The following is a 20,162-nucleotide window of genomic DNA, read 5'->3' on the forward strand; positions in this document are numbered from 1 at the left end:
ATCATCTAAACAATTAAAAATGATTTGTTTTATAACTTTATTCTAAAACAATCATCAGTCTGAAGTTTCATAATTTAAACCACTACAATTTTGCAAAAACATTAATTATCAATGGATTTTAAAGTGAGTATATTTGATTTGGAAAAACACAATGGTTCAAAATATCTTGCCCAGGATATCTCGGTTTTAAAAGGTCTTGATCCGGTAAAAAAAAGACCTGGAATGTATACAGACACATCAAGTCCAAATCACCTTGTTCAGGAAGTTATTGACAATAGTGTTGATGAGGCTGTTTCAGGTTATGCCAAGGAAATTTCAATAATTCTTCATTCAGACAATTCTGTTTCAGTTTCTGATGATGGAAGAGGAATGCCGGTGGACATTCATCCTGAAGAAAAAATTTCAGGGGTTGAATTGATAATGACAAAACTCCATGCCGGTGCAAAATTTTCCCAAAAAACATACAAATATTCAGGCGGACTTCATGGAGTGGGAGTTTCTGTTGTAAATGCCCTTTCAAAAAGGCTTGAAATCATTGTCAAAAGAGATGAAAAAAAACACTTAATTGCCTTTGAAAACGGATTCAAAGTTTCTGAACTTGAGGTTATTGAAGAAAACATAAAAAAAACAGGAACTTCAATAAAATTTTATCCAGACGGATCTTATTTTGACAGCCCTTCATTCAATCTTTCTTCCTTAAAACATTCAATAAGAGCCAAGGCTATTTTATGCCCAGGACTTAAAATGAATTTTTTAGATGAAAAAACCAATGAATCCATTTCCTGGCAATATTCGGAAGGGATAAATGAATATTTTGAAAATGAGCTTAAGGAAACTCAGGAAGAAGCTGTACCTGAAATTCCATTCCATTCAAAATTTGCTGAAGATGAATTTGAAATGGAAACAGTTATTGCCTGGACTTTTGAAAGCCCTCCAACTATTTATGAAAGTTATGTCAACCTTATTCCCACCCCCCTTGGTGGAACCCATGTAAACGGCCTCCGAACAGGACTTTTGCATGCCTTGAAAGAATTTTGTGATTTAAGAAATATAATACCAAAAGGGATAAGACTTTCTGCTGAAGATCTGTGGAGAGACTGCAACTATATTATTTCTTTTAAAATGGATGATCCCCAGTTTTCAGGTCAAACAAAGGAAAGGCTTTCATCAAGAAGTGCAGGAACAACTGTTTCTTCATTAATAAAAGATTCCTTCAGCCTTTACCTTAATCAGCATCCTGAAGCAGGAAGCTTTATTGCCGAAGCAGTGATAAACAACGCAAAAAAACGCCTTAACTCAGCTAAAAAAGTTGAAAGAAAAAAATATAGAACAGGCCCTGCCCTTCCTGGCAAACTTGCAGACTGCACCTCACAAGACACTGGAATTTCAGAACTTTTCCTTGTGGAAGGCGATTCTGCAGGAGGGTCTGCCAAACAGGCAAGGGACAGAAACTACCAGGCAATCCTTCCTTTACGGGGTAAAATCTTAAATACCTGGGAAGTTGATTCATCCCAGGTGTTAAATTCAAAGGAAATAAACGATATTTCCATTGCAATAGGAGTGGAACCCGGATCAGATGATATTTCAGGATTAAGATATGGAAAAATATGTATTCTTGCCGATGCAGATTCAGACGGGCTTCATATTGCAACCCTTATTGCTGCATTATTTATTAAACATTTTCATCAGGTTGCTAAAAAAGGGCATCTGTTTCTTGCTGTTCCCCCGCTTTTTAGAATAGATATTGGAAAAGAAACCCATTATGCAATAGACAGATCAGAAAGAGATCTTATTTTAAAAAAACATAAAAACTCTAAAAAAAAGATTTCCATTGTAAGATTCAAAGGACTTGGAGAAATGAACCCTCCCCAACTAAGAGAAACCACAATGGATCCTTCAACAAGAAAGCTTGTTCAGCTTAACCTCCCAGATGATGAAACCATATTCAAATTAATGGATATGCTTTTATCTAAAAAAAGAGCAAAAGACAGAAAAACCTGGCTTACGGAAAAAGGAGATCAGACTGAAATCATATGAACAGAGATTTAATGAACGAAGAAAAAAGACTTATCACAGAGTTTGCTGAAGAAGCCTACCTTGAATACGCAATGTATGTAATCATGGACAGAGCTCTTCCAAGAATTTCAGACGGACTCAAGCCTGTCCAAAGAAGAATTGTATATGCAATGAGTGAGCTTGGGCTTTCCCATACATCCACCTATAAAAAATCAGCAAGAACTGTAGGTGATGTTCTTGGAAAATTCCATCCACACGGAGACAGTGCCTGCTATGAGGCAATGGTTAATCTTGCCCAGGCTTTTTCAATAAGATACCCTCTTATTGACGGACAGGGGAACTGGGGCTCCCAGGATGATCCCAAATCTTTTGCAGCAATGAGATATACTGAATCAAAAATGACAAAATATTCCTCCATTCTTTTGTCTGAACTTTCACTTGGAACTGTTGACTGGGGCCCAAACTTTGACGGAACTTTGAAAGAACCCCTTGTTCTGCCTTCAAGACTTCCCAATATAATAATAAATGGTTCATCAGGTATTGCCGTGGGCATGTCAACTGACATTCCCTCTCACAATCTTCGCGAATCAGCAGATGCATGCATTAAACTTCTTGATTTTCCACAAACAAGTATTGAAGACTTGATGGAGATAATAAAAGGCCCTGATTTTGCCTGCGGCGGAGAGATTATAACACCAAAACAAGACATTCTTGATATTTACAAATCAGGCACAGGCACAGTAAAAGTAAGGGGAACATTCAGGGTTGAAAACAATGAAATAATTATAGACTCAATTCCTCCTTATGTTTCGGTCTCAAAGCTTATTGAAGATATTGGCTCACAAATGGCTGAAAAAAAACTGCCCATGGTAAGTGATTTAAGAGATGAGTCAGACCATGAAGATCCTTTAAGAATTGTAATAACTCCAAAATCAAAGCAGATAAATACAGCTCAGCTAATGGATCATCTTTTTGCAACAACAGATCTTGAAAAAACACATAGAATAAATCTTAACTATATTGGTAACAATAATAAGCCTCAGGTCACCAGCATAAAAGAACTTCTTGAAGAATGGCTTGAATTTCGCAAAATCACAGTAACAAGAAGGCTTAATTCAAGACTTGATAAAATAAATGAAAGACTTCATATACTTGAAGGCCTTAAAATTGCTTATCTTGATTTGGACGAGGTTATAAGAATAGTAAGAAAAGAAGATAAACCTAAAAAAGAATTAATGAAAAAATTCCTTTTATCTGAAATCCAGGCTGAAGCAATTTTAAATATAAGGCTTAGAGCGCTTGCAAAAATTGAAGAAGAAAAAATTCTTCTTGAATATAGTCAGCTAAATAAAGAAAAAAATGAAATTGAACTTATTTTAAATGATTATAAGCTTTTAAAAAAACTTATAAAAAAAGAAATAAAAGAAGCAAGGAAAGAGTTTGGTGATAAAAGAAAAACAAAGATTGTAGAAAAAAAAGCAGCAAAACCTCTTCCAAAAAGGGAAATTATCCAATCAGAGCCAATTACTGTTGTTTTGTCTGAAGAAAACTGGATAAGAGCTGCAAAAGGCCATGAAATAGATCCAACCTCACTTTCATATAAATCCGGCGACAAATTTAAGTTTTTAAATCTTACAAAAAACACATTGAAATCTGTGTTTATAGACAGTGAAGGAAAAGCCTATTCCCTTGACAACCATAATCTCCCAAGTGCAAGAAGCCATGGAGAGCCTTTAAGTTCAAGGCTTAATCTCCCAGATCAGATAAATATAACTTCAATGAGCTCAGCTGAACCAGAATCAAAATTTATTTTTGCAAGCGATTCAGGATATGGATTTATATCTGAATTTTCCAATGCTGTTTCAAAAAACAAAAAGGGTAAAAACTTCCTCACTGTTCCAAAAAATTCTATCCCGCTTAAACCTCTTAAAATTGGTGAAATAGAAAACCAGCTGATTGCAGCTGTAACCCTTGAAGGCCGGCTTCTTATTTTTGAAGCAAAAGAACTTCCAGAACTTGCAAGAGGAAAAGGAAACCAGATAATTAGAATTGTAAAAAAAGATTTTGAAAACAACAGGGACAGACTGATAATTCTTCATTTAATGGATAAAGAAAATGGGTTTATTATTCATTCAGGTAAACGTATTTTAAATATAACAACCAATATGATTGAAGACTTTGCAGGAAAAAGAGGAAATAGAGGAAAAATTCTCCCAAGAGGCTTTAGAAAAGTCCAAAAACTTGTAAATAAAGATGATTAAAAAGCAAGATTTAATGGCTTATTTAAAGGAAATATTTTAATACTTAATTTTCAAATTAAGCAATAGCTTAGTTTTGCCATTGTTTTTAGTTTTTGATGAAAGGGCTTAGTTTTCTATGACAGATAAACTGGAAGGTAAAATTTCAGGAATAAACCTGACAAATTTTCTTCAGATAGTTCAGATGGAAAAGCCTACAGTTAAACTTCTTATAGCAAGAGGAAATAAAGAAGGAGCTCTTTATATTGAAAACGGTGAAATAATTGACGCTGAAACAAAATCAGGGCTCAAACATCTTGAGGCAGCATATGAAATAATTTCATGGGACAATTCCTCCATTGAGCTTAAAAAGACCATCTCCGATAAAAAAAGAATAATAAAAATGCCCCTGATGAATATTTTGATGGAGGCACTGAGACTAAAAGATGAAAAAAAGATCTCTCCCCAAGAAGAAGAAATAGATGAACTTGAAATAAAATTCGAAGAAGAAAGTGAAATCTTAAGTAAAGACTTCCAGGCTGAGTTGCCTGAAGATTTCTCGCCTGATACTCTAGATGAATCAGATGAAATATCTTTTCCTGATTCAGAAGAAAGCTTTGATGAGCTTGATTCTATAAATTTTGGCCAAGAAAGCTTTGACCCTGTTTCAAAAGACAAATCAGCCCAAAAAAACCTTGAAGATCATCTTGAAACAAGCCAGGAAAAAACAGACCCTCAAAACCAGAAAAACACTCTTGATAATTACGATATCGGTATTGAACTTGAAAATGAATCTTCTTTAAGTGAGTTTACAGATCAAATTGTCCTTCCCGAATTAAAAAACAAAAAACAACCAAAAAAAATTAAAAAAGCAACTCCTTCCATAGAAGATTTTATTGAAAAAAAATTCCCATGGAAAAAAATTATTATTGGTTTTCTTTTTGCCTTAATTTCTATTTCCATTTCAGTTACGGGCTATATTTATATTAATAACAAAAAAATTGAAAAAATTTATTTGTCTGTCCTAACCGACCTTGACAAAATGGATTATGAAGATCAAAAAATAAACCTTTTAAAAGCATTTATTTCAACCTACCCTAAATCAAACCCAACTGAAAAAGCAAAAATCAGACTAAACACTATTTTAAAACGTACTCAAAAAGAGTCTTTTGAGCTGATGATCCAAAAAATAAACCAAACTCCAGTTGATGATGAATATAAAGAAAGAGCCTCTAGATTTTACCTAAACTTCCTCCAAAGATTTCCTGAAGGAAAATATTCAGAAAAAACAAAAGAACTTTTAAATAATATTCCTGAAATAATTAAAAACTATGAATTTGAAAAACTTCAAGCAATACCTGATTCTGAAACAGAGAAAAAAATTTTTGAGCTTGAAAACTTCAAAATAAAATACCCCGAAACAAAGATTGAGGAACTAACACAAATTAAAAACAAAGCAGGAAATTATTATTTAACATCCATTGAAATTGAAGTAGAAAAAGTTGATTCTCTTGAAAAATTTGAAAAAGTGAAGAAAAAAATTGAAACCTTTAATAAACTTTTCCCAATGCATCCACATAAATACAAAACTTCAAGACTTTTAAGAACCCTTGAAGAAGAAAAATGGGCTCAAGTTCTTTTAAAATATGCAAAAGACAGCTCAGCTTCCATTGAAAAAGAAAAAGAGTTCCTAAAAAATTATATACAAAACAATAATAAATATAAAATAGTTAATGCTGCAAACACAAGAATACGAGAAATTGACTATATTTTAAATGAAAAACAAAAATTTGAAAATTTAATGACTTATTCTTCAAATTCAAACTACTCTCTTGAAAACAGAATAAACAGATTAAAAGCCTATATTCATTCTGATACTTTACCCGAATACAAAAAAGCATCTGAACAAAAACTAAATCAGCTTAAAAAGCTTGATTTAAGTGCTCAAAAATCAGTTGAAAAAACAAAAACAATTCAAGACAAAAAAATAACTGAGACAAAAAACATAAATGAAATGATAAAAGAATCCTTTTCAAAAGCTAGTTTTGTAAGAAAAAAACTTGCTGACTCTTCAAGATTTTTCATCTATGGGAACTTTTCTTTTAAAGATAACCTTACAGGTAAAACCTGGCTGATTATTGATTCTGACGATTTTTCAGATAAAAAATGCTATTTCTTTAAAGATGCTCAGGAAGCAGTGAAACAAATAAATATTGATGAATTTTCAGACTGGAGACTTCCAAGTGAACAAGAACTTTTAAGTCTTTTTAAAAATAAACCTTTTTTCCCCATAGAAAAAAACAAATGGTACTGGTCTAAAGATGTGTTTGAAAAAGGATTTAACACTTATTCTGCAGTTATAACAGACAATCAAAGTGAACAACGAGAAAAACTTAATAAAGATATTTTCTATGATTGTGGAATTTTTAAAGCCATAAGACCTTAATTTATGTCAAATTTTAAAAAAGCCCAAAAAGAAATAAGAAGCCTTGAAAACAAAAAAATGGCAAATCATTTAAAAAGGTTTTTCAAAACTCAAAAAGGAAGTTACGGTGAAAAGGATCTATTCCTTGGGGTAAAAGTTCCTGAGTTAAGAAAAATTCAAAAAAATTTTCCTTTAAACCTGGAAGAAACCGGGCTTTTTTTAAAATCCCCTTTTCATGAAGAACGATATTTTGCACTTATTAATCTTGTCAACCTGTATGAAAAAGCAAACAAAAAAGAAAAATCATTTATTGTTAATAAAATTTACCTTAAAAACACCGAATATATAAACAATTGGGATTTAACAGATTTATCAGCTCCAAAAATAACAGGAAATTATTTTTTAAAAATCAACTACAAAAACAAAGATATTCTAAAATCAATGGCTTTTTCCAATTATCTTTTTGACAGAAGAATTGCCATTGTTTCAACTCTTTACTTTATTAAGCACAATTATTTGGATTTTCCCCTTGAAATAAGCAAACTTCTCTTAAAAGATGAAGAAGACCTTATTAACAAAGCTGTTGGATGGATTTTAAGGGAAGTAGGAAAAAAAGACGATAGAAAACTTATAGAGTTTCTTAGAAACAATTATTCTAATCTTAAAAGAGTTACTTTAAGGTATGCCATTGAAAAATTTAAAAAAAATAAAAGGACCGATTTTCTTAAGGGTATTTTTTAACTTATTGATTTTGGTGTTTATTTCATTTAAAACTTTGGCATTTTCATCTGATTTAATTTATTTTGCATCCTTTGAAGAAAAAACCTCAAACGGAAAAACAATTTCTTCCCAGCTTTATTTAAATCCTGTAAGAAAATCTCTTACAAACACTAAGTTCAGCAATTTTTCCTGGGATATAATCATAGAAAACAAATTAAAGAAAAAAGAAATAATGGAAAATGGAATTAAAGCCTTTCTTTTAAAAAACGGAAAACTTTCCATTGAATCATATTCACAAAAAAGCGGTTCCAAACTTGATGATACTGTCTTTGCTTATTTTGAAGGATATTTTAAAAACAATATAGAAGTTATAAAAGTTGAAAAAATTGAAAATTCTACAAAAACAAAGGTATACTTTAAAGCAATGTATTCCCCCTTGTCTTATCCAGATAATTGGAGCAGAATAATTTTAAAAGATAAAATTCAATCCGAGTTTAAATATTTTAAATCATTTTTTTATTAAAGGTGTTTAATGAAAGCAATAATTCAAAGAACAAATTATTCAAAGGTTGAAGTTGAAGACAAAATAATAGGAGAAATAAAAAAAGGACTTCTTGTTTTTCTTGGAGTAACCCATGAAGACAGCGAAAAAGAAGCTGATTATCTTGCAGATAAAATTATTAATTTAAGAATATTTTCTGATAATGAAGATAAAATGAATTTAAGTCTTTTGGACATTAAAGGAGAAATTCTTGTTGTCTCCCAGTTTACTCTATATGCAGACACAAAAAAAGGACGAAGGCCTTCATTTGTAAAAGCCGCCAAACCTGAAAAAGCAGAAAGACTTTACAATTATTTTATAGAAAAACTCAAAGGAAAAGGAATTAAGCCCCAAACCGGTAAATTCCAGGAAACAATGAATGTTTCTCTTTTAAACAACGGACCTGTAACCATAATTGTTGATACTGATGATTAAAAAAATTTTAACAATTCTAATTATCCTTTGTTTTCCTGCCAATTTATATTGTGCACAAAGATCTATTGTTTTATTTGATCCTGAAAAAAACAAAGCCCTTTATTTTGAAAACATTGAAAAAGAACTTATTCCAGCTTCTACAATCAAGGTGCTTACAGCCCTTATTTCCATTGAAAAACTTGGGCTGGATTATAGATTTTCGACAAAAGCCTATATAGATGAAAAAAACAATCTTTATATAAAAGGATTTGGAGATCCCCTTTTTATTTCTGAGCAAATTAAAAAGTTTTCCAAAAAAATTTCCAAAAAATCCCATTCAAAAGAATTTAATGATCTTATAATAGATCAAAGTTTTTTTTCTCAATTATCAATCAATTTTAAAGGAACAAAAACATTTTCTAAAAATACATACGATTCTCCAAACAATGCTCTTGCTGCAAACTTTAATTCTGTTTGTTTTAAAAAAAAAGATAATATCTTTATTTCATGCGAAAAAGAAACTCCACTTTTAAAAGAAGTATTGTTTCTTATTGAAAAAACAGGCCTTAACAAAGGAAGAATCCCCTTATCCGCTATTAATAATGCAAACCTTTTATATCCAGCTCAGCTGATCAAATACTTTCTTGAAAATGAAGGTATAAGTTTTAATGGAAAAATAAGACTGATAAATAGTAAGGACAAAAATGATTTAAAAGAAATAGTTGATTTCAAATCAGACTTTACCTTAAAAGATATAATTGAAAAAATGCTCTTTTATTCCAACAATTTTATTGCCAACCAGCTTTTCATGTGCATAGGCGCTGATAAAAACGGAGCTGACATTGAAAAATCAGTTAATTATTATAAAAATTATTTAGACCAAAATCAAATTACAGCAAATATTATCGAAGGAAGCGGGATTTCCCGGGAAAATAAAATTTCAGCCAAAAACATGGTCACAATTTTAAACCAATTCAAACCTTATTATTTATTGATGAAAAAAGACGGAAACGGAAATTTTTATAAAACAGGAACTCTTACAGGAGTAAAAAACATCTGCGGCTATTACCTTGACAATGAAAATAAAATTTTTATTTATTCAATTTTTCTAAATGAATCTGACAAAAATCCTTTTAATGAGTTTTCTTTTTTAAAAGACAAAATTAAAAATGACTTCTAATCCATGAAAAATATTATTTTAATTTCAATTTTTTCTTTTTTTAGCTTTTCCTCTGTTTTTGGAGAAGAAGCCAATTGGTTTCATCCTCCTGAGTACCCCAACGGACTTTATCTTGAAGTTGGAGGTGGAAAAAAGTCAGACTCTTCTTCATGGATAGAACTTGGAATGCTTGGCTCACCTTCAGATTTTATTGAATACAGGGCATCATTCAGTCACCTGGGAATTAAAAAAAACAATGACAAAAATTATTTTACAGGACTTAACTTAGGCACAAGAATAAAATATTCCTCTTTTATCACTCCTTTTTTGGGTGTTGGTGTTTTTGCAGGTTATTTGCTTGAAACCAATGAAGATGATGAAGATGACGAACAAAAAAAAACTGGAATATATTATAAAAATGATGAAAAAAAAGAATATCTTGATGATATAATTTATTGTTTTTATCCTGAGGCAGGATTTTATTTTCAGTTTAAAAACAATTCCAAAATCTACCTGTCTTCAAAATACATGATTACAAGTGAAAAAATAGACGATTTCTTTTTATTTACAATTGGATTTTCATTTACTTATGAATAATTAGTGCTGAACTAAAACTGATTTTTGTTAAACTTTAAAGTCAGATTTAAAATTAATTCTTAAACTTTCCAAATATTCAGTTTAAATTAGATACAAATTTTGTATTTTTACCAAAATAAAATTTACAACAATAAAAAAAGAATCCCAAATGAATCAAAATAAAGATTTAATCCTTGATGAAAAAACACTTTTAGCTCTTATTAAAGAAAAAAAATCTAGAGAAATAGAGTTTTTTTTCGATAATCTATCATCCTTTGAAACCGGAAGATTTTTTTCAAGACTTGATTCAGAAGAAAAGCAAGTTGTTTTAAAAACTCTTTCATTTGAAAAAGCTGCTAACCTTATAGAATTGATTCCTGAAACTGTTGCGGCTGAAATTCTTGAAGAGATGGACCCAAAGGATGCTGCACCAATAGTAAGCCTAATTGAAAGCAATCAAAGAGCCGATATAGTTTCAGAAATTGATCATAGTGCTGCAAATTCAATCATTCATGAAATGGATCCTGAAGAAGCAAACGATCTTAAGTTTCTTTCAGGATACTCTCCGTTCGTTGCCGGCGGTCTTATGATCACCGAATATCTCTGGCATTATGAGTCTGAAAAAGTATCTGATATTATAAATGATTTAAGAACAAATCAAAAAATATACTCTGATTTTGATGTTCAGTATGTGTATGTTGTAAATAGTGACAAAATTCTTACAGGTGTTTTAAGATTAAGAGATCTTCTTGTATCTCCGGGAATAAAAACCGCAAAAGATATAATGATAAACAACCCAGTTAAAATTGACCACAACACTCCTCTTGCCGAGCTTGATGATTTTTTTGAAAAAACAGGCTTTATAGGTGCTCCTGTAGTTGATTCTAAAGGAAAACTTATTGGAGTCATAAAAGAATCGGATGTTGATGAAGCTCTCATTGATAAAAACGATGAAACCTATCTTAAAACACATGGTATCATAGGCGGTGAAGAACTACGTTCCATGCCTTTATTTAAAAGAACCACAAGAAGATTTTCATGGCTTTTGGTTAATATTTTTTTCAATATCATTGCTGCCGGAGTAATTACTGCATACGAAGACACCTTAGCCCAGGTAATAGCTCTTGCAGTTTTTCTTCCAATTATTTCAGATATGAGTGGAAATACAGGCACTCAGGCTCTTGCAGTATCGCTTAGAGAACTGGATCTTGGTCTTATTAAGCCCAGGGAAATCTTTAGAGTCTGGCGTCAGGAAGTATTGCTTGGTGTTATTAACGGAGCTGCTCTTGGAGTTGTTCTTGGAGGAGCCGCCTATCTTTGGAAACAAAATCTATACCTTGGTCTTGTAATTGCCTCGGCAATGTCTTTAAACTCTATTATTGCTGTTTCACTTGGAGGAACAATCCCTCTTTTTTTTAAACTTATCAAGGTTGATCCAGCCCTTGCATCCGGGCCGGTTCTTACAACAATAACCGATATGTGCGGTTTTTTTCTTGTTTTAAGTTTTGCTACTGCAATGCTTTCATATCTTACCTGAAAAGTTTTTTAATCAGACTGAAAAGCTTTTATCTTTTTTTCAATAATTTTTACAATTAAAAGAAATTAGCAAAAGGGCAAAATTCAAAAATTTCATTAAACTTTTAAAAATTATCAGGATTTTTGTCTTTGAGCATCAATGCCTGAACTTGATATATATGCATAGGCACTGTGATTATGAATTGATTCAAAATTTTCTACACTTACTTCAAACCACAAAATATTTTTATCTTCATAAAGTTTTAAGGCTACATCCCTTGCAATATCTTCAACAAACTTAGGGTTTTTATATGCCCGTTCTGTTACTTCTTTTTCATCGACTCTTTTTAAAACAGAATAAAGTTCACATGAACTTGAATCTTCACAAATTTTAATTAAATCTTCCATCCAGATGAATTTTTTAAAACGAACACCAATAGTTATAATTCCTCTTTGATTGTGTGCTCCCCCATCACTGATTTCTTTTGAGCAGGGACAAAGGGAGGATATAGGAACCTCAACCTGAGAAACAATATCTATTTTGCCATTAACATCGCTTTGACCTGTGATTTTACAAGAATAGTCCATTAAGCCGGAAACTCCTGTAACAGGAGCATTTTTCTTAACAAAATAAGGGAATTCTATTTCAATATGAGAAGACTTTGCATTAAGTGAAGACTTCATCTTTCCAAGTATTTCAGAAAACGCCTCATAGGACAATTCCTGTCTGAACATATTGAGCATTTCCACAAACCTGCTCATATGGGTTCCCTTTGTATGATGGGGTAAATCCACATACATATTTATGTTTGCAACTGTTTGCTGATATTTGTTTTCTTTATCCTGAACTGTGACAGGATATCTAAGATTTTTTATTCCCACTTTATCTATGGGAATATTTCTATAGTCTTTTTCTTTTTGCACATCCTTCATCACAATACCCTATAAAAGATAATCAGGTGAAACATGAGACATTGACCTGAATATATTTTCCTTTACACGCTCATTCTTTCCATAAAGAGTTTTTAAAAAAACTTTCATTTCATCCCTTTTAGAAACTCCTGCCGAAGGACATTTGTTTTCAAAAACAGGGATACCAGAACTTTTTATAAAACTTGAAACAAGATTTTCATCGACAAGACAAAGAGGTCTTATAACCCTAAACTTCCCCTTGAACATCTCCTGGTTTGGAACCATAGTTCCAAGACTTCCTTTGTAGCACATATTTAAAAAAAGAGTGGCTATAAGATCGTCTTTTGTATGGCCAAATGCAATTTTATTGCATCCAAATTCAGCGGCAAGCTCAAAAAGCCTTTTTCTTCTATTCCATGAACACAAAAAACAAGGACTTTTATTTATATTATCAAGCCCATGGGCCATTACACCAAAATCTGTATATTCAAGATGAATACTGATATCATTTTCATTTAAAAAATTTTTAACTTCCTCAGCAGATCCATCATCAAAACCTGGATCAATATGTACAGGAACTATTTCAAAATCAACAGGGATCCAGTCTTTTCTGTCGTTCAAGCAGGCTAAAAGAGTCATTGAGTCTTTGCCCCCTGAAACAGCAAGAAGAACTTTATCTTTGTCATTTAAAAGATTAAATTTGATACAGGCTTTACCAATAAGCTTGTTCAAACGAAAATATTTTTTATTTCTGTCTAAAAAATATTTTTTATTCAGAACCGCCATCAGAGTCCCTGACGACTTTACCTGCAGCTATCTCACGTAAAGCCATAACAACATCCTCATTCTTAGCTCTTTGAACAAGATACTCAGAGCCTTCTCTTAACTGCCTGACCCTTGCAGCAGCCAAATGAACAAGTTCAAAGCGGTTTTTTACCTTTACCAAACAGTCTTCAACTGTAATTCTTGCCATTTTTACTCCCATTGTTTTTTATTCAGTTTCAAAACTAAAATTTTATTTAATCAGATTTTAAATTTAAATCCAAAATTATTTCCAAATTTAAATTTTCCACTTGAGTTTAAATAAAACTATAATTCCGGTAGTTATTGATTTTAGAGTATTTCAACTATTTCGTATATTCTTTTACCACCAGGAGCCTGAAAAGTCACTTCATCCCCTGGAACTTTTCCTAAAATCCCTTTACCAAGAGGAGAGGTAACTGAAATTTTACCTTTATCTATATCGGATTCATCGGGCCCTACAAGCTGATATTTGACTTCTTCGCCTGTGTCAATATTTTCAAGAAGAATTATTGCTCCAAAAACAACTTTATCTTTAGAAAGTTTGGACGGATCAATAACATCTGCATTTGCAAGTTTATATTCAAGTTCATTTATCCTGCCCTGAATAAAGGATTGTCTTTCCTTTGCTGCATCATATTCCGCATTTTCCGAAAGATCACCATGAGCTCTTGCAGTTTCAATAGCTTCAATGTTTTTAGGTCTTTCAACAGTTTTAAGACTTTGCAGCTCGTTCTTTAAAACCTCGAAACCCTCTTTAGTGATCGGAATTCTTTCCACGTTTTACCCTCCTTGATAAAATAAAAAGAGACCATGTTTTCAACGGTCTCTTTAACAAAAACAATCTTTAATAGTGATTACAAATAAGACTCTGCCAGTAATTCAGCAATCTGAACTGTGTTTGTTGCAGCACCTTTTCTTATATTATCAGCAACTATCCACATATTTAACCCATTTTCAATGGATTCATCCTGCCTTAACCTCCCAACAAAAACAAAATCCTTACCAGCCGCATCCAAGGCGAGAGGATAAACATTTTCCTTTGGATTATCAAGAACTTTTATGCCTTTTGAACTTTCAAGAAGTTTTTTTACCTTTGAAATATCTGCATGTGTTATGGTTTCCAAATTCACAGATTCAGAATGCCCGTAAAACACAGGAACTCTTACTGTGGTCGCAGTAACTCCAATTTTATTATCACCAAATATTTTTCTGGTTTCATTAACCATTTTCATCTCTTCTTTTGTATACCCACTCTCTAAAAAATCATCTATATGAGGTATACAATTAAATGCAATATCATGGGGGTAAACTTTTCTTTTATAATCAAGGGAGTCTAATTTAGCCCTTGTTTCATCTAAAAGTTCATCTATTGCTTTTTTCCCGCTTCCAGAAACTGCCTGATATGTAGAAACAACAATTCTTTTTATTCCAAACTCCTTGTAAATAGGAGCTAAAGCCACAACCATCTGAATAGTTGAGCAGTTTGGATTTGCAATAATGCCTTTGGCTTTATATCCAGCCACAGCCTGAGGGTTTGCCTCGGGCACAACAAGAGGAACCTCAGGATCCATTCTCCAGGCACTTGAGTTATCCACCACAACTGCTCCAGCCTGAGCTGCTATTGGAGCAAATTCAAGGCTGATTCCTCCTCCTGCTGAAAAAAGAGCTATGTCAACGTCTTTAAAAGAGTCTTTTGTCATTTCTTCAACTACAACTTCATTTCCTTTAAAACCAAGCTTTTTGCCTGCAGATCTTTTTGAAGCAAGAAGCTTAAGATTTGCCACAGGGAAATTTCTTTCTTCAAGGCATTTGATCATTACATTACCTACAGCACCTGTCGCACCAGCAATTGCCACATTGAATTTTTTACGTGTCATTTTTTATCCCTTTGAAACTCAAAGTTAAAATTTATAAAAACATCAAACGCTCAGCTGGTCAAAATTTAATCTCTGAAACAATTTATATTTTCTGGATATTAAAGTTTTTAATTAAACTGAACAAAGTTTTATAATTTCAAACAACAGCTAATTAAGCCTATGTGTTTAATAAAAAATATCGCTTTAAAAAATTAAAGCGATATCAAACTATTTATAACAATTTTTATTAATCTATTCCGATTTAACAGAAGCTCTGTTTTTTGAATGAGCTAATTTAATAAAAATAAAAAACCCTGACAAAAGATATATAAAAGCAGTAATAAAGAGCATTATCTGAGGCTCAGATGCAATAAGCACGATAGCAAGGATAACAGCAACCAAAATATTAAAAGGAATTTTTTGATCCTTATCCATTTTTTTAAGACAAGGATATTTAACATTGCTTACCATAAGAAAAGCAACAAGATAAGTTAAAATTATTGATAATACTTCCAACAACCTGCCAACAAACTCTATTTTATTACAAAAAAGAAACCAGGTTACACAAATAAATGCCGCAGCTGGAATTGGAAGCCCTGTAAAAAACCTGGAATCAGACTGGTCACTTACATTAAATCTTGCAAGTCTTAAAGCCCCGCAGATCATGAAAACAAAAGCGGTAAGCCAACCCACCCTTCCCTGTTGAGGGAGTATCCACATATATAAAAAAATTGCAGGGGCAACCCCAAATGAAATAAGATCTGAAAGTGAATCAAATTCCATTCCAAATCTACTTTCAGAATTTGTCATTCTTGCAACCCGTCCATCCATTATGTCAAAAAACATTGCAACAATAACTGCTATAGCAGCGGCCATAAAATTACCATTAATTGATGATATAATAGAATAAAAGCCACATAAGGCATTCATTGCTGTAAAAATATTGGGGAGAATGTAAATTTTTCTTTTTTGCATAAGTCACCGTCCTTATTTTATTCTGCAGACTACTGAGGAACCTGCTTTAACCATCTCACCTTTTTTTACAAGAATCTCGCTGGTTAAGGGAAGATAAAGTTCAAGCCTAGAGCCAAACCTTATCATTCCATATCTGTTTCCTTTTAAAACCTGTTCTCCTTCTTCCAAAGGGCAGACAATTCTTCTAGCTATAAGACCTGCTATCTGAACTGTCCAGAAACTAAAACCCTTGTCTGTTTCTATAAGAATTGCATTTCTTTCGTTATCTAAAGATGCTTTATCAAGAGCAGCATTAAAAAACTTACCAGGAAAGTATTTAATCTTTGCAATCTTTCCGGAAAAAGGAATCCTATTTACATGCACATTGAATACAGACATGAAAATACTTACTTTTATACATGGTTTGCCATCATAATTGTTGGCTTCCAAATTTTCTATACCTATAACTTTTCCGTCAGCCGGAGAAATCAACAGGTCTTCTTCTTGGGGAATCTGTCTTTCTGGATCCCTGAAAAACCATAGGGAAAAAACAGTTAAGAAAAACATGGGAAGAGAAATAAAAGAAATCCCTGCAAGAAAAAAAATAAAAAACACAAGAAAGAAAAAACCAATAAAAGGATAACCATATCTGGTTATTTTAGTTAATTTTTCAATTTTTTTAATAGAAATCATAATTTAATCCGTTTGTTATAAGTATCAAATCAAAAGTTCATCTTTAAATCAAGATTTTTGTTCAAAGCTTTCTTCAGCATTGGATCTTCTTATATAATTAGGAAGCACTCCAAACTTGTCATCTGAGAAATTTTTTTCAAATTTTTCTTTTGCAATTTCACAGATTACTCCAGACTTTGCTTCTCTCATCCAGGCTGGAGGACAATATACTTTTTTAAATGAAAGATCAAAAAAATCTTTATACATCAATGCCCCATTACCTGTAAGAATAATTTCACCACAGCCATCATCTTTTATCAGCTCCGGCTTTCCAACAGATTCAGGAGTTTTTTCACAAAGCTTTCCATTTTCAAATCTATAAAAAGAGTAATAAACCTCTTTTCTTCTAGCATCTATAACGCTTAAGACTTTTTTATCACTATATCTGAACAAATAAGCTGATGCATCAAGGGAAGAAACTCCAATAAGAGGTTTTTTAAGGGAAAATGAAATCCCTTTTAAAGTGCTTACTCCTATTCTCACCCCTGTAAAATTACCAGGCCCTTTGCATACTGCAAACAGATCTGTTTCAGCCAACTCTTTTTTAGCAAGCTTATAGCAATAATTGATATTTGAAATTATATTCCTTGAGTGTGTCCCCCTGTTTTTAAAAGATATTTCAGACAAAACCCTATCGTCTTCAAAAAGAGCCAAATTTAAATATTCTGCTGCTGTGTCTGCTGAAAATACAAGCATTTTATTTTTTACCGGTTTTGTTTTTTTTTATTTTTCGTTTTAAGATACCCTCACCAATTGCAACTTCAAGGACCTGCTCAATATTTGAAACAGGAACAAACTTAATTTTTCTTTTTACATTTTTAGGTAATTCAGAAAGTTCCTTTTTATTTTTATCAGGAAATATTATTGTTTTTATTCCCCCCCTTAAAGCTCCAAGGGCTTTTTCTTTAAGTCCTCCAATTGGAAGAACTCTTCCTCTTAAGGTAATTTCTCCTGTCATTGCAACATCATTTTTAACCGGCTTATCAATCATTGCAGAAATCAGAGCCGTTGCCATTGATATTCCAGCCGAAGGGCCGTCTTTTGGAATTGCACCTGCCGGAACATGAATATGAATATCCCTATTTTCAAAAAACTCTTCATCTGCACTTAGATATTCAAGCTTTGACTTGGCATAGCTCAAGGCTGCTCTTGCTGATTCCTGCATCACATCACCAATTTGTCCGGTAATTTGAACCTCTCCTTTTCCAGGAAGAATTGAAGCTTCAATATACAAAACTTCACCACCAACTTCAGTCCAGGCAAGTCCTGTTGAAAGCCCCACCTGACTTTCCTCCTTATCCATTTCAGGCTGAAACTTTGAAATCCCAAGAAAGTTCACAAGATTTGAAGTTGTTACCCTTATAGAGGTTTTCTTTTCTTCCACTATCAGCCTTGCAGATTTTCTTGTAATCGCACTAATTTCTCTTTCAAGATTTCTCACCCCTGACTCTGCTGTATACTCAGTTATTATTTTCTTTAAGGCGTTATCACTTATAAGAAGCTGATCTTCTTTGATCCCACAGTCTTTTTTCTGCCTTGGGATAAGATAGTTTTTTGCTATTTCTTCTTTTTCTTCAGGAGTATAGCCTGAAAGCTCAATAACTTCCATCCTGTCAAGCAAAGCAGAGGGAATGGTATCTGTCATATTTGCAGTCAAGATGAACATTACCTTTGAAAGATCAAAGGGAAGATTTAAATAATGATCACTGAATTCAAAGTTTTGTTCAGGATCAAGGGCTTCAAGAAGAGCTGAAGAAGGATCTCCCCTGAAATCTGAACCAAGTTTATCTATTTCATCAAGCATAAATATTGGATTTTTTGAGCCACAATCTTTAATTCCCTGAATAATTCTTCCAGGCATTGCTCCTATATAAGTCCTTCTATGACCTCTTATCTCAGCCTCATCTCTTATTCCACCAAGGGAAACCCTGTGAAACTTTCTATTTGTTGCCCTTGCAATCGCCTGCCCAAGAGAAGTCTTACCAACTCCAGGAGGACCAGCAAAACATAAGATAGGAGACTTGGAATTGGGATTAAGCTTTTTTACACTTAAGTATTCCAAAATTCTTTCTTTTATTTTTTCAAGACCATAATGACGCTTATCAAGCTCTTCTGCGGCTTTTTTCATATCAACCAAGCCTTTGGAAGTTTTTGACCAAGGAAGCTCTACAAGCCAATCAAGATAGGTTCTTATCACGCCTGCTTCAGAAGAATCTGAATGCATCTGCTCAAATCTTTTAAGCTGTTTTTTAGCTTCTTTTTGAACTTTTGCAGGCATTTTTGCTTTTTTTATTTTCTTGTTATAATCCTCAACCTCTTCGACCTTATCATCAGACTCTCCAAGCTCTTTATGGATTGCCCTCATTTGTTCCCTTAAATAATAATCTTTCTGGTTCTTTGAAATTTCATCACGGACATCTGACTGAATTTTTGCCTGAACAACAGAAAGCTCAACTTCCTTCATCAGGTAGTCATTTACTTTTTTAAGTTTTGCTTTTATATCCCTTTCTTCAAGCAAAGACTGAGCTTCATCTATTTTGAGCTGAAGATTTGAAGCAACAAGATCCGCAAGTTTAGAAGGCTCTTCAATTGAGTCAAAAACTGCTTTTATATCACTTGTAAGTTCTCCTCTAAGACCAAGTATTTTTTCACTTTGTTCCTTGATATTTCTGACAAGAGCTTCGATTTCCATATCAAAGTCTTTAATTTCAAGATCTTCAATAAGCTCAACCTTAACATCAAAATATGGAGTTTCACTTAAATATTCCTTGATCTCACCTTTACTAACTCCCTGAACAAGAGCCTTGACCTTTCCATCTGGAAGCTTGAGTATTCTCAACACCTTGGCTATTGTGCCAACTGAGTAGATTTCTTTTTTATCAGGTTCTTCAGATATTGGATCTTTTTGAGTAGCAAGAAATACATAATTATTTACTCTGACAGAAGCTTCAATTGCCTTTGTCGACTTTTCTCTTCCCACAAAAAGAGGAAGAAGCATGTCTGTAAAAATCACAACATCTCTAACAGGCATCATGGGCATGTTTTCCGGGATATCTTCCCTGTTAAATTCTTCCTCAAGTATGTTTATAAGATCATCTTTATCTGTTTCAGCCATTCTTTCTCCTGGATTATTTAATGAGCGAAAACTTTCTTTGTGTCCATTATTGAACTGATTCAAGATTATGGTTTTCGGTCAATCGCAAATTAAAAATTTTAACTTCCCTTTGCAGGGCAATCTTTGTAATATAATACAACTTTTTGAGTTGACAATACCACAAATCTGGTATTTCCCTTTTTTTGC

18 protein-coding genes are annotated in these 20,162 nt (G+C 32.6%); 9 read left to right on the forward strand and 9 right to left on the reverse strand.

Features of this window, described 5'->3' with window-relative positions:
• Window positions 1–123 precede the first annotated feature (123 nt).
• The 9 genes from parE to mgtE all read left to right on the forward strand — a co-directional run bounded on the left by parE (window position 124) and on the right by mgtE (window position 11,625).
• Window positions 124–2,037: a DNA topoisomerase IV subunit B gene (gene parE / locus RBR53_08270; GenBank protein ID MDY0132650.1), complete on the forward strand. Its 1,914-nt coding sequence runs from the start codon at window positions 124–126 to the stop codon at window positions 2,035–2,037.
• Window positions 2,038–2,048: 11 nt separating this feature from the next.
• Window positions 2,049–4,277 (forward strand): DNA topoisomerase IV subunit A, encoded by a 2,229-nt coding sequence (parC, locus tag RBR53_08275; protein ID MDY0132651.1) that lies wholly within the window; start codon window positions 2,049–2,051, stop codon window positions 4,275–4,277.
• 115 nt (window positions 4,278–4,392) lie between these two features.
• A complete protein-coding gene (locus tag RBR53_08280; protein ID MDY0132652.1) occupies window positions 4,393–6,699 on the forward strand; it encodes a DUF4388 domain-containing protein in 2,307 nt (768 codons plus the stop codon).
• A gap of 3 nt (window positions 6,700–6,702) precedes the next feature.
• Window positions 6,703–7,419, forward strand: coding sequence for a DNA alkylation repair protein (locus RBR53_08285; protein MDY0132653.1), 717 nt, complete (start codon window positions 6,703–6,705; stop codon window positions 7,417–7,419).
• 4 nt (window positions 7,420–7,423) lie between these two features.
• Entirely contained in the window at window positions 7,424–7,921 is a 498-nt protein-coding gene (locus RBR53_08290) for a hypothetical protein (protein ID MDY0132654.1), read from the forward strand.
• Between the two features lie 9 nt (window positions 7,922–7,930).
• On the forward strand, window positions 7,931–8,374 hold the full coding sequence (gene dtd / locus RBR53_08295) for a D-aminoacyl-tRNA deacylase (protein MDY0132655.1): 444 nt from the start codon (window positions 7,931–7,933) through the stop codon (window positions 8,372–8,374).
• A complete protein-coding gene (locus RBR53_08300) occupies window positions 8,367–9,533 on the forward strand; it encodes a D-alanyl-D-alanine carboxypeptidase (protein MDY0132656.1) in 1,167 nt (388 codons plus the stop codon). The genes dtd and RBR53_08300 overlap by 8 nt, the downstream gene beginning before the upstream one ends.
• A 3-nt stretch (window positions 9,534–9,536) precedes the next feature.
• Window positions 9,537–10,109, forward strand: coding sequence for a hypothetical protein (locus RBR53_08305; protein MDY0132657.1), 573 nt, complete (start codon window positions 9,537–9,539; stop codon window positions 10,107–10,109).
• A 148-nt stretch (window positions 10,110–10,257) separates the two neighbouring features.
• Window positions 10,258–11,625: a magnesium transporter gene (mgtE, locus tag RBR53_08310; GenBank protein ID MDY0132658.1), complete on the forward strand. Its 1,368-nt coding sequence runs from the start codon at window positions 10,258–10,260 to the stop codon at window positions 11,623–11,625.
• A 113-nt stretch (window positions 11,626–11,738) separates the two neighbouring features.
• Here mgtE and folE2 read toward each other — a convergent pair whose 3' ends face one another.
• The 9 genes from folE2 to lon all read right to left on the reverse strand — a co-directional run bounded on the left by folE2 (window position 11,739) and on the right by lon (window position 19,976).
• Complete coding sequence (gene folE2 / locus RBR53_08315) at window positions 11,739–12,536, reverse strand: GTP cyclohydrolase FolE2 (GenBank protein ID MDY0132659.1); 798 nt, start codon at window positions 12,534–12,536, stop codon at window positions 11,739–11,741.
• Window positions 12,537–12,545: 9 nt separating this feature from the next.
• Complete coding sequence (locus RBR53_08320; GenBank protein ID MDY0132660.1) at window positions 12,546–13,301, reverse strand: ATP-binding protein; 756 nt, start codon at window positions 13,299–13,301, stop codon at window positions 12,546–12,548.
• Window positions 13,285–13,488 (reverse strand): DNA-directed RNA polymerase subunit omega, encoded by a 204-nt coding sequence (rpoZ, locus tag RBR53_08325; GenBank protein MDY0132661.1) that lies wholly within the window; start codon window positions 13,486–13,488, stop codon window positions 13,285–13,287. Before rpoZ ends, RBR53_08320 begins: the two co-directional genes overlap by 17 nt.
• A 140-nt stretch (window positions 13,489–13,628) precedes the next feature.
• Window positions 13,629–14,096, reverse strand: a complete 468-nt coding sequence (gene greA, locus RBR53_08330) for a transcription elongation factor GreA (GenBank protein MDY0132662.1) — start codon at window positions 14,094–14,096, stop codon at window positions 13,629–13,631.
• 77 nt (window positions 14,097–14,173) lie between these two features.
• Window positions 14,174–15,196 carry an aspartate-semialdehyde dehydrogenase gene (locus RBR53_08335; GenBank protein ID MDY0132663.1) on the reverse strand — a complete coding sequence of 341 codons (1,023 nt, stop codon included), beginning with the start codon at window positions 15,194–15,196 and terminating at the stop codon, window positions 14,174–14,176.
• 231 nt (window positions 15,197–15,427) lie between these two features.
• Window positions 15,428–16,150: a CDP-diacylglycerol--serine O-phosphatidyltransferase gene (pssA, locus tag RBR53_08340; protein MDY0132664.1), complete on the reverse strand. Its 723-nt coding sequence runs from the start codon at window positions 16,148–16,150 to the stop codon at window positions 15,428–15,430.
• A gap of 12 nt (window positions 16,151–16,162) precedes the next feature.
• A complete protein-coding gene (locus tag RBR53_08345) occupies window positions 16,163–16,822 on the reverse strand; it encodes a phosphatidylserine decarboxylase family protein (protein ID MDY0132665.1) in 660 nt (219 codons plus the stop codon).
• A 48-nt stretch (window positions 16,823–16,870) separates the two neighbouring features.
• Entirely contained in the window at window positions 16,871–17,557 is a 687-nt protein-coding gene (gene tsaB, locus RBR53_08350; protein ID MDY0132666.1) for a tRNA (adenosine(37)-N6)-threonylcarbamoyltransferase complex dimerization subunit type 1 TsaB, read from the reverse strand.
• 1 nt (window position 17,558) lies between these two features.
• Entirely contained in the window at window positions 17,559–19,976 is a 2,418-nt protein-coding gene (gene lon, locus RBR53_08355) for an endopeptidase La (protein ID MDY0132667.1), read from the reverse strand.
• Window positions 19,977–20,162: the final 186 nt, after the last annotated feature.

The sequence above is a fragment of the Desulforegulaceae bacterium genome (genome assembly GCA_034006035.1).
Taxonomy (GTDB): Bacteria; Desulfobacterota; Desulfobacteria; order Desulfobacterales; family JACKCP01; genus JACKCP01.

Bases quoted from the DNA above. Each gene is read 5' to 3' on its own strand.
- RBR53_08305 (MDY0132657.1), top strand. From the start codon at position 9,537: ATGAAAAATATTATTTTAATTTCAATTTTTTCTTTTTTTAGCTTTTCC.
- dtd (MDY0132655.1), top strand. From the start codon at position 7,931: ATGAAAGCAATAATTCAAAGAACAAATTATTCAAAGGTTGAAGTTGAA.
- RBR53_08335 (MDY0132663.1), bottom strand. From the start codon at position 15,196: ATGACACGTAAAAAATTCAATGTGGCAATTGCTGGTGCGACAGGTGCT.
- rpoZ (MDY0132661.1), bottom strand. From the start codon at position 13,488: ATGGCAAGAATTACAGTTGAAGACTGTTTGGTAAAGGTAAAAAACCGC.
- folE2 (MDY0132659.1), bottom strand. From the start codon at position 12,536: ATGAAGGATGTGCAAAAAGAAAAAGACTATAGAAATATTCCCATAGAT.
- mgtE (MDY0132658.1), top strand. From the start codon at position 10,258: ATGAATCAAAATAAAGATTTAATCCTTGATGAAAAAACACTTTTAGCT.
- tsaB (MDY0132666.1), bottom strand. From the start codon at position 17,557: ATGCTTGTATTTTCAGCAGACACAGCAGCAGAATATTTAAATTTGGCT.
- parC (MDY0132651.1), top strand. From the start codon at position 2,049: ATGAACGAAGAAAAAAGACTTATCACAGAGTTTGCTGAAGAAGCCTAC.
- lon (MDY0132667.1), bottom strand. From the start codon at position 19,976: ATGGCTGAAACAGATAAAGATGATCTTATAAACATACTTGAGGAAGAA.
- RBR53_08285 (MDY0132653.1), top strand. From the start codon at position 6,703: ATGTCAAATTTTAAAAAAGCCCAAAAAGAAATAAGAAGCCTTGAAAAC.
- RBR53_08320 (MDY0132660.1), bottom strand. From the start codon at position 13,301: ATGGCGGTTCTGAATAAAAAATATTTTTTAGACAGAAATAAAAAATAT.
- RBR53_08345 (MDY0132665.1), bottom strand. From the start codon at position 16,822: ATGATTTCTATTAAAAAAATTGAAAAATTAACTAAAATAACCAGATAT.
- RBR53_08280 (MDY0132652.1), top strand. From the start codon at position 4,393: ATGACAGATAAACTGGAAGGTAAAATTTCAGGAATAAACCTGACAAAT.
- RBR53_08300 (MDY0132656.1), top strand. From the start codon at position 8,367: ATGATTAAAAAAATTTTAACAATTCTAATTATCCTTTGTTTTCCTGCC.
- pssA (MDY0132664.1), bottom strand. From the start codon at position 16,150: ATGCAAAAAAGAAAAATTTACATTCTCCCCAATATTTTTACAGCAATG.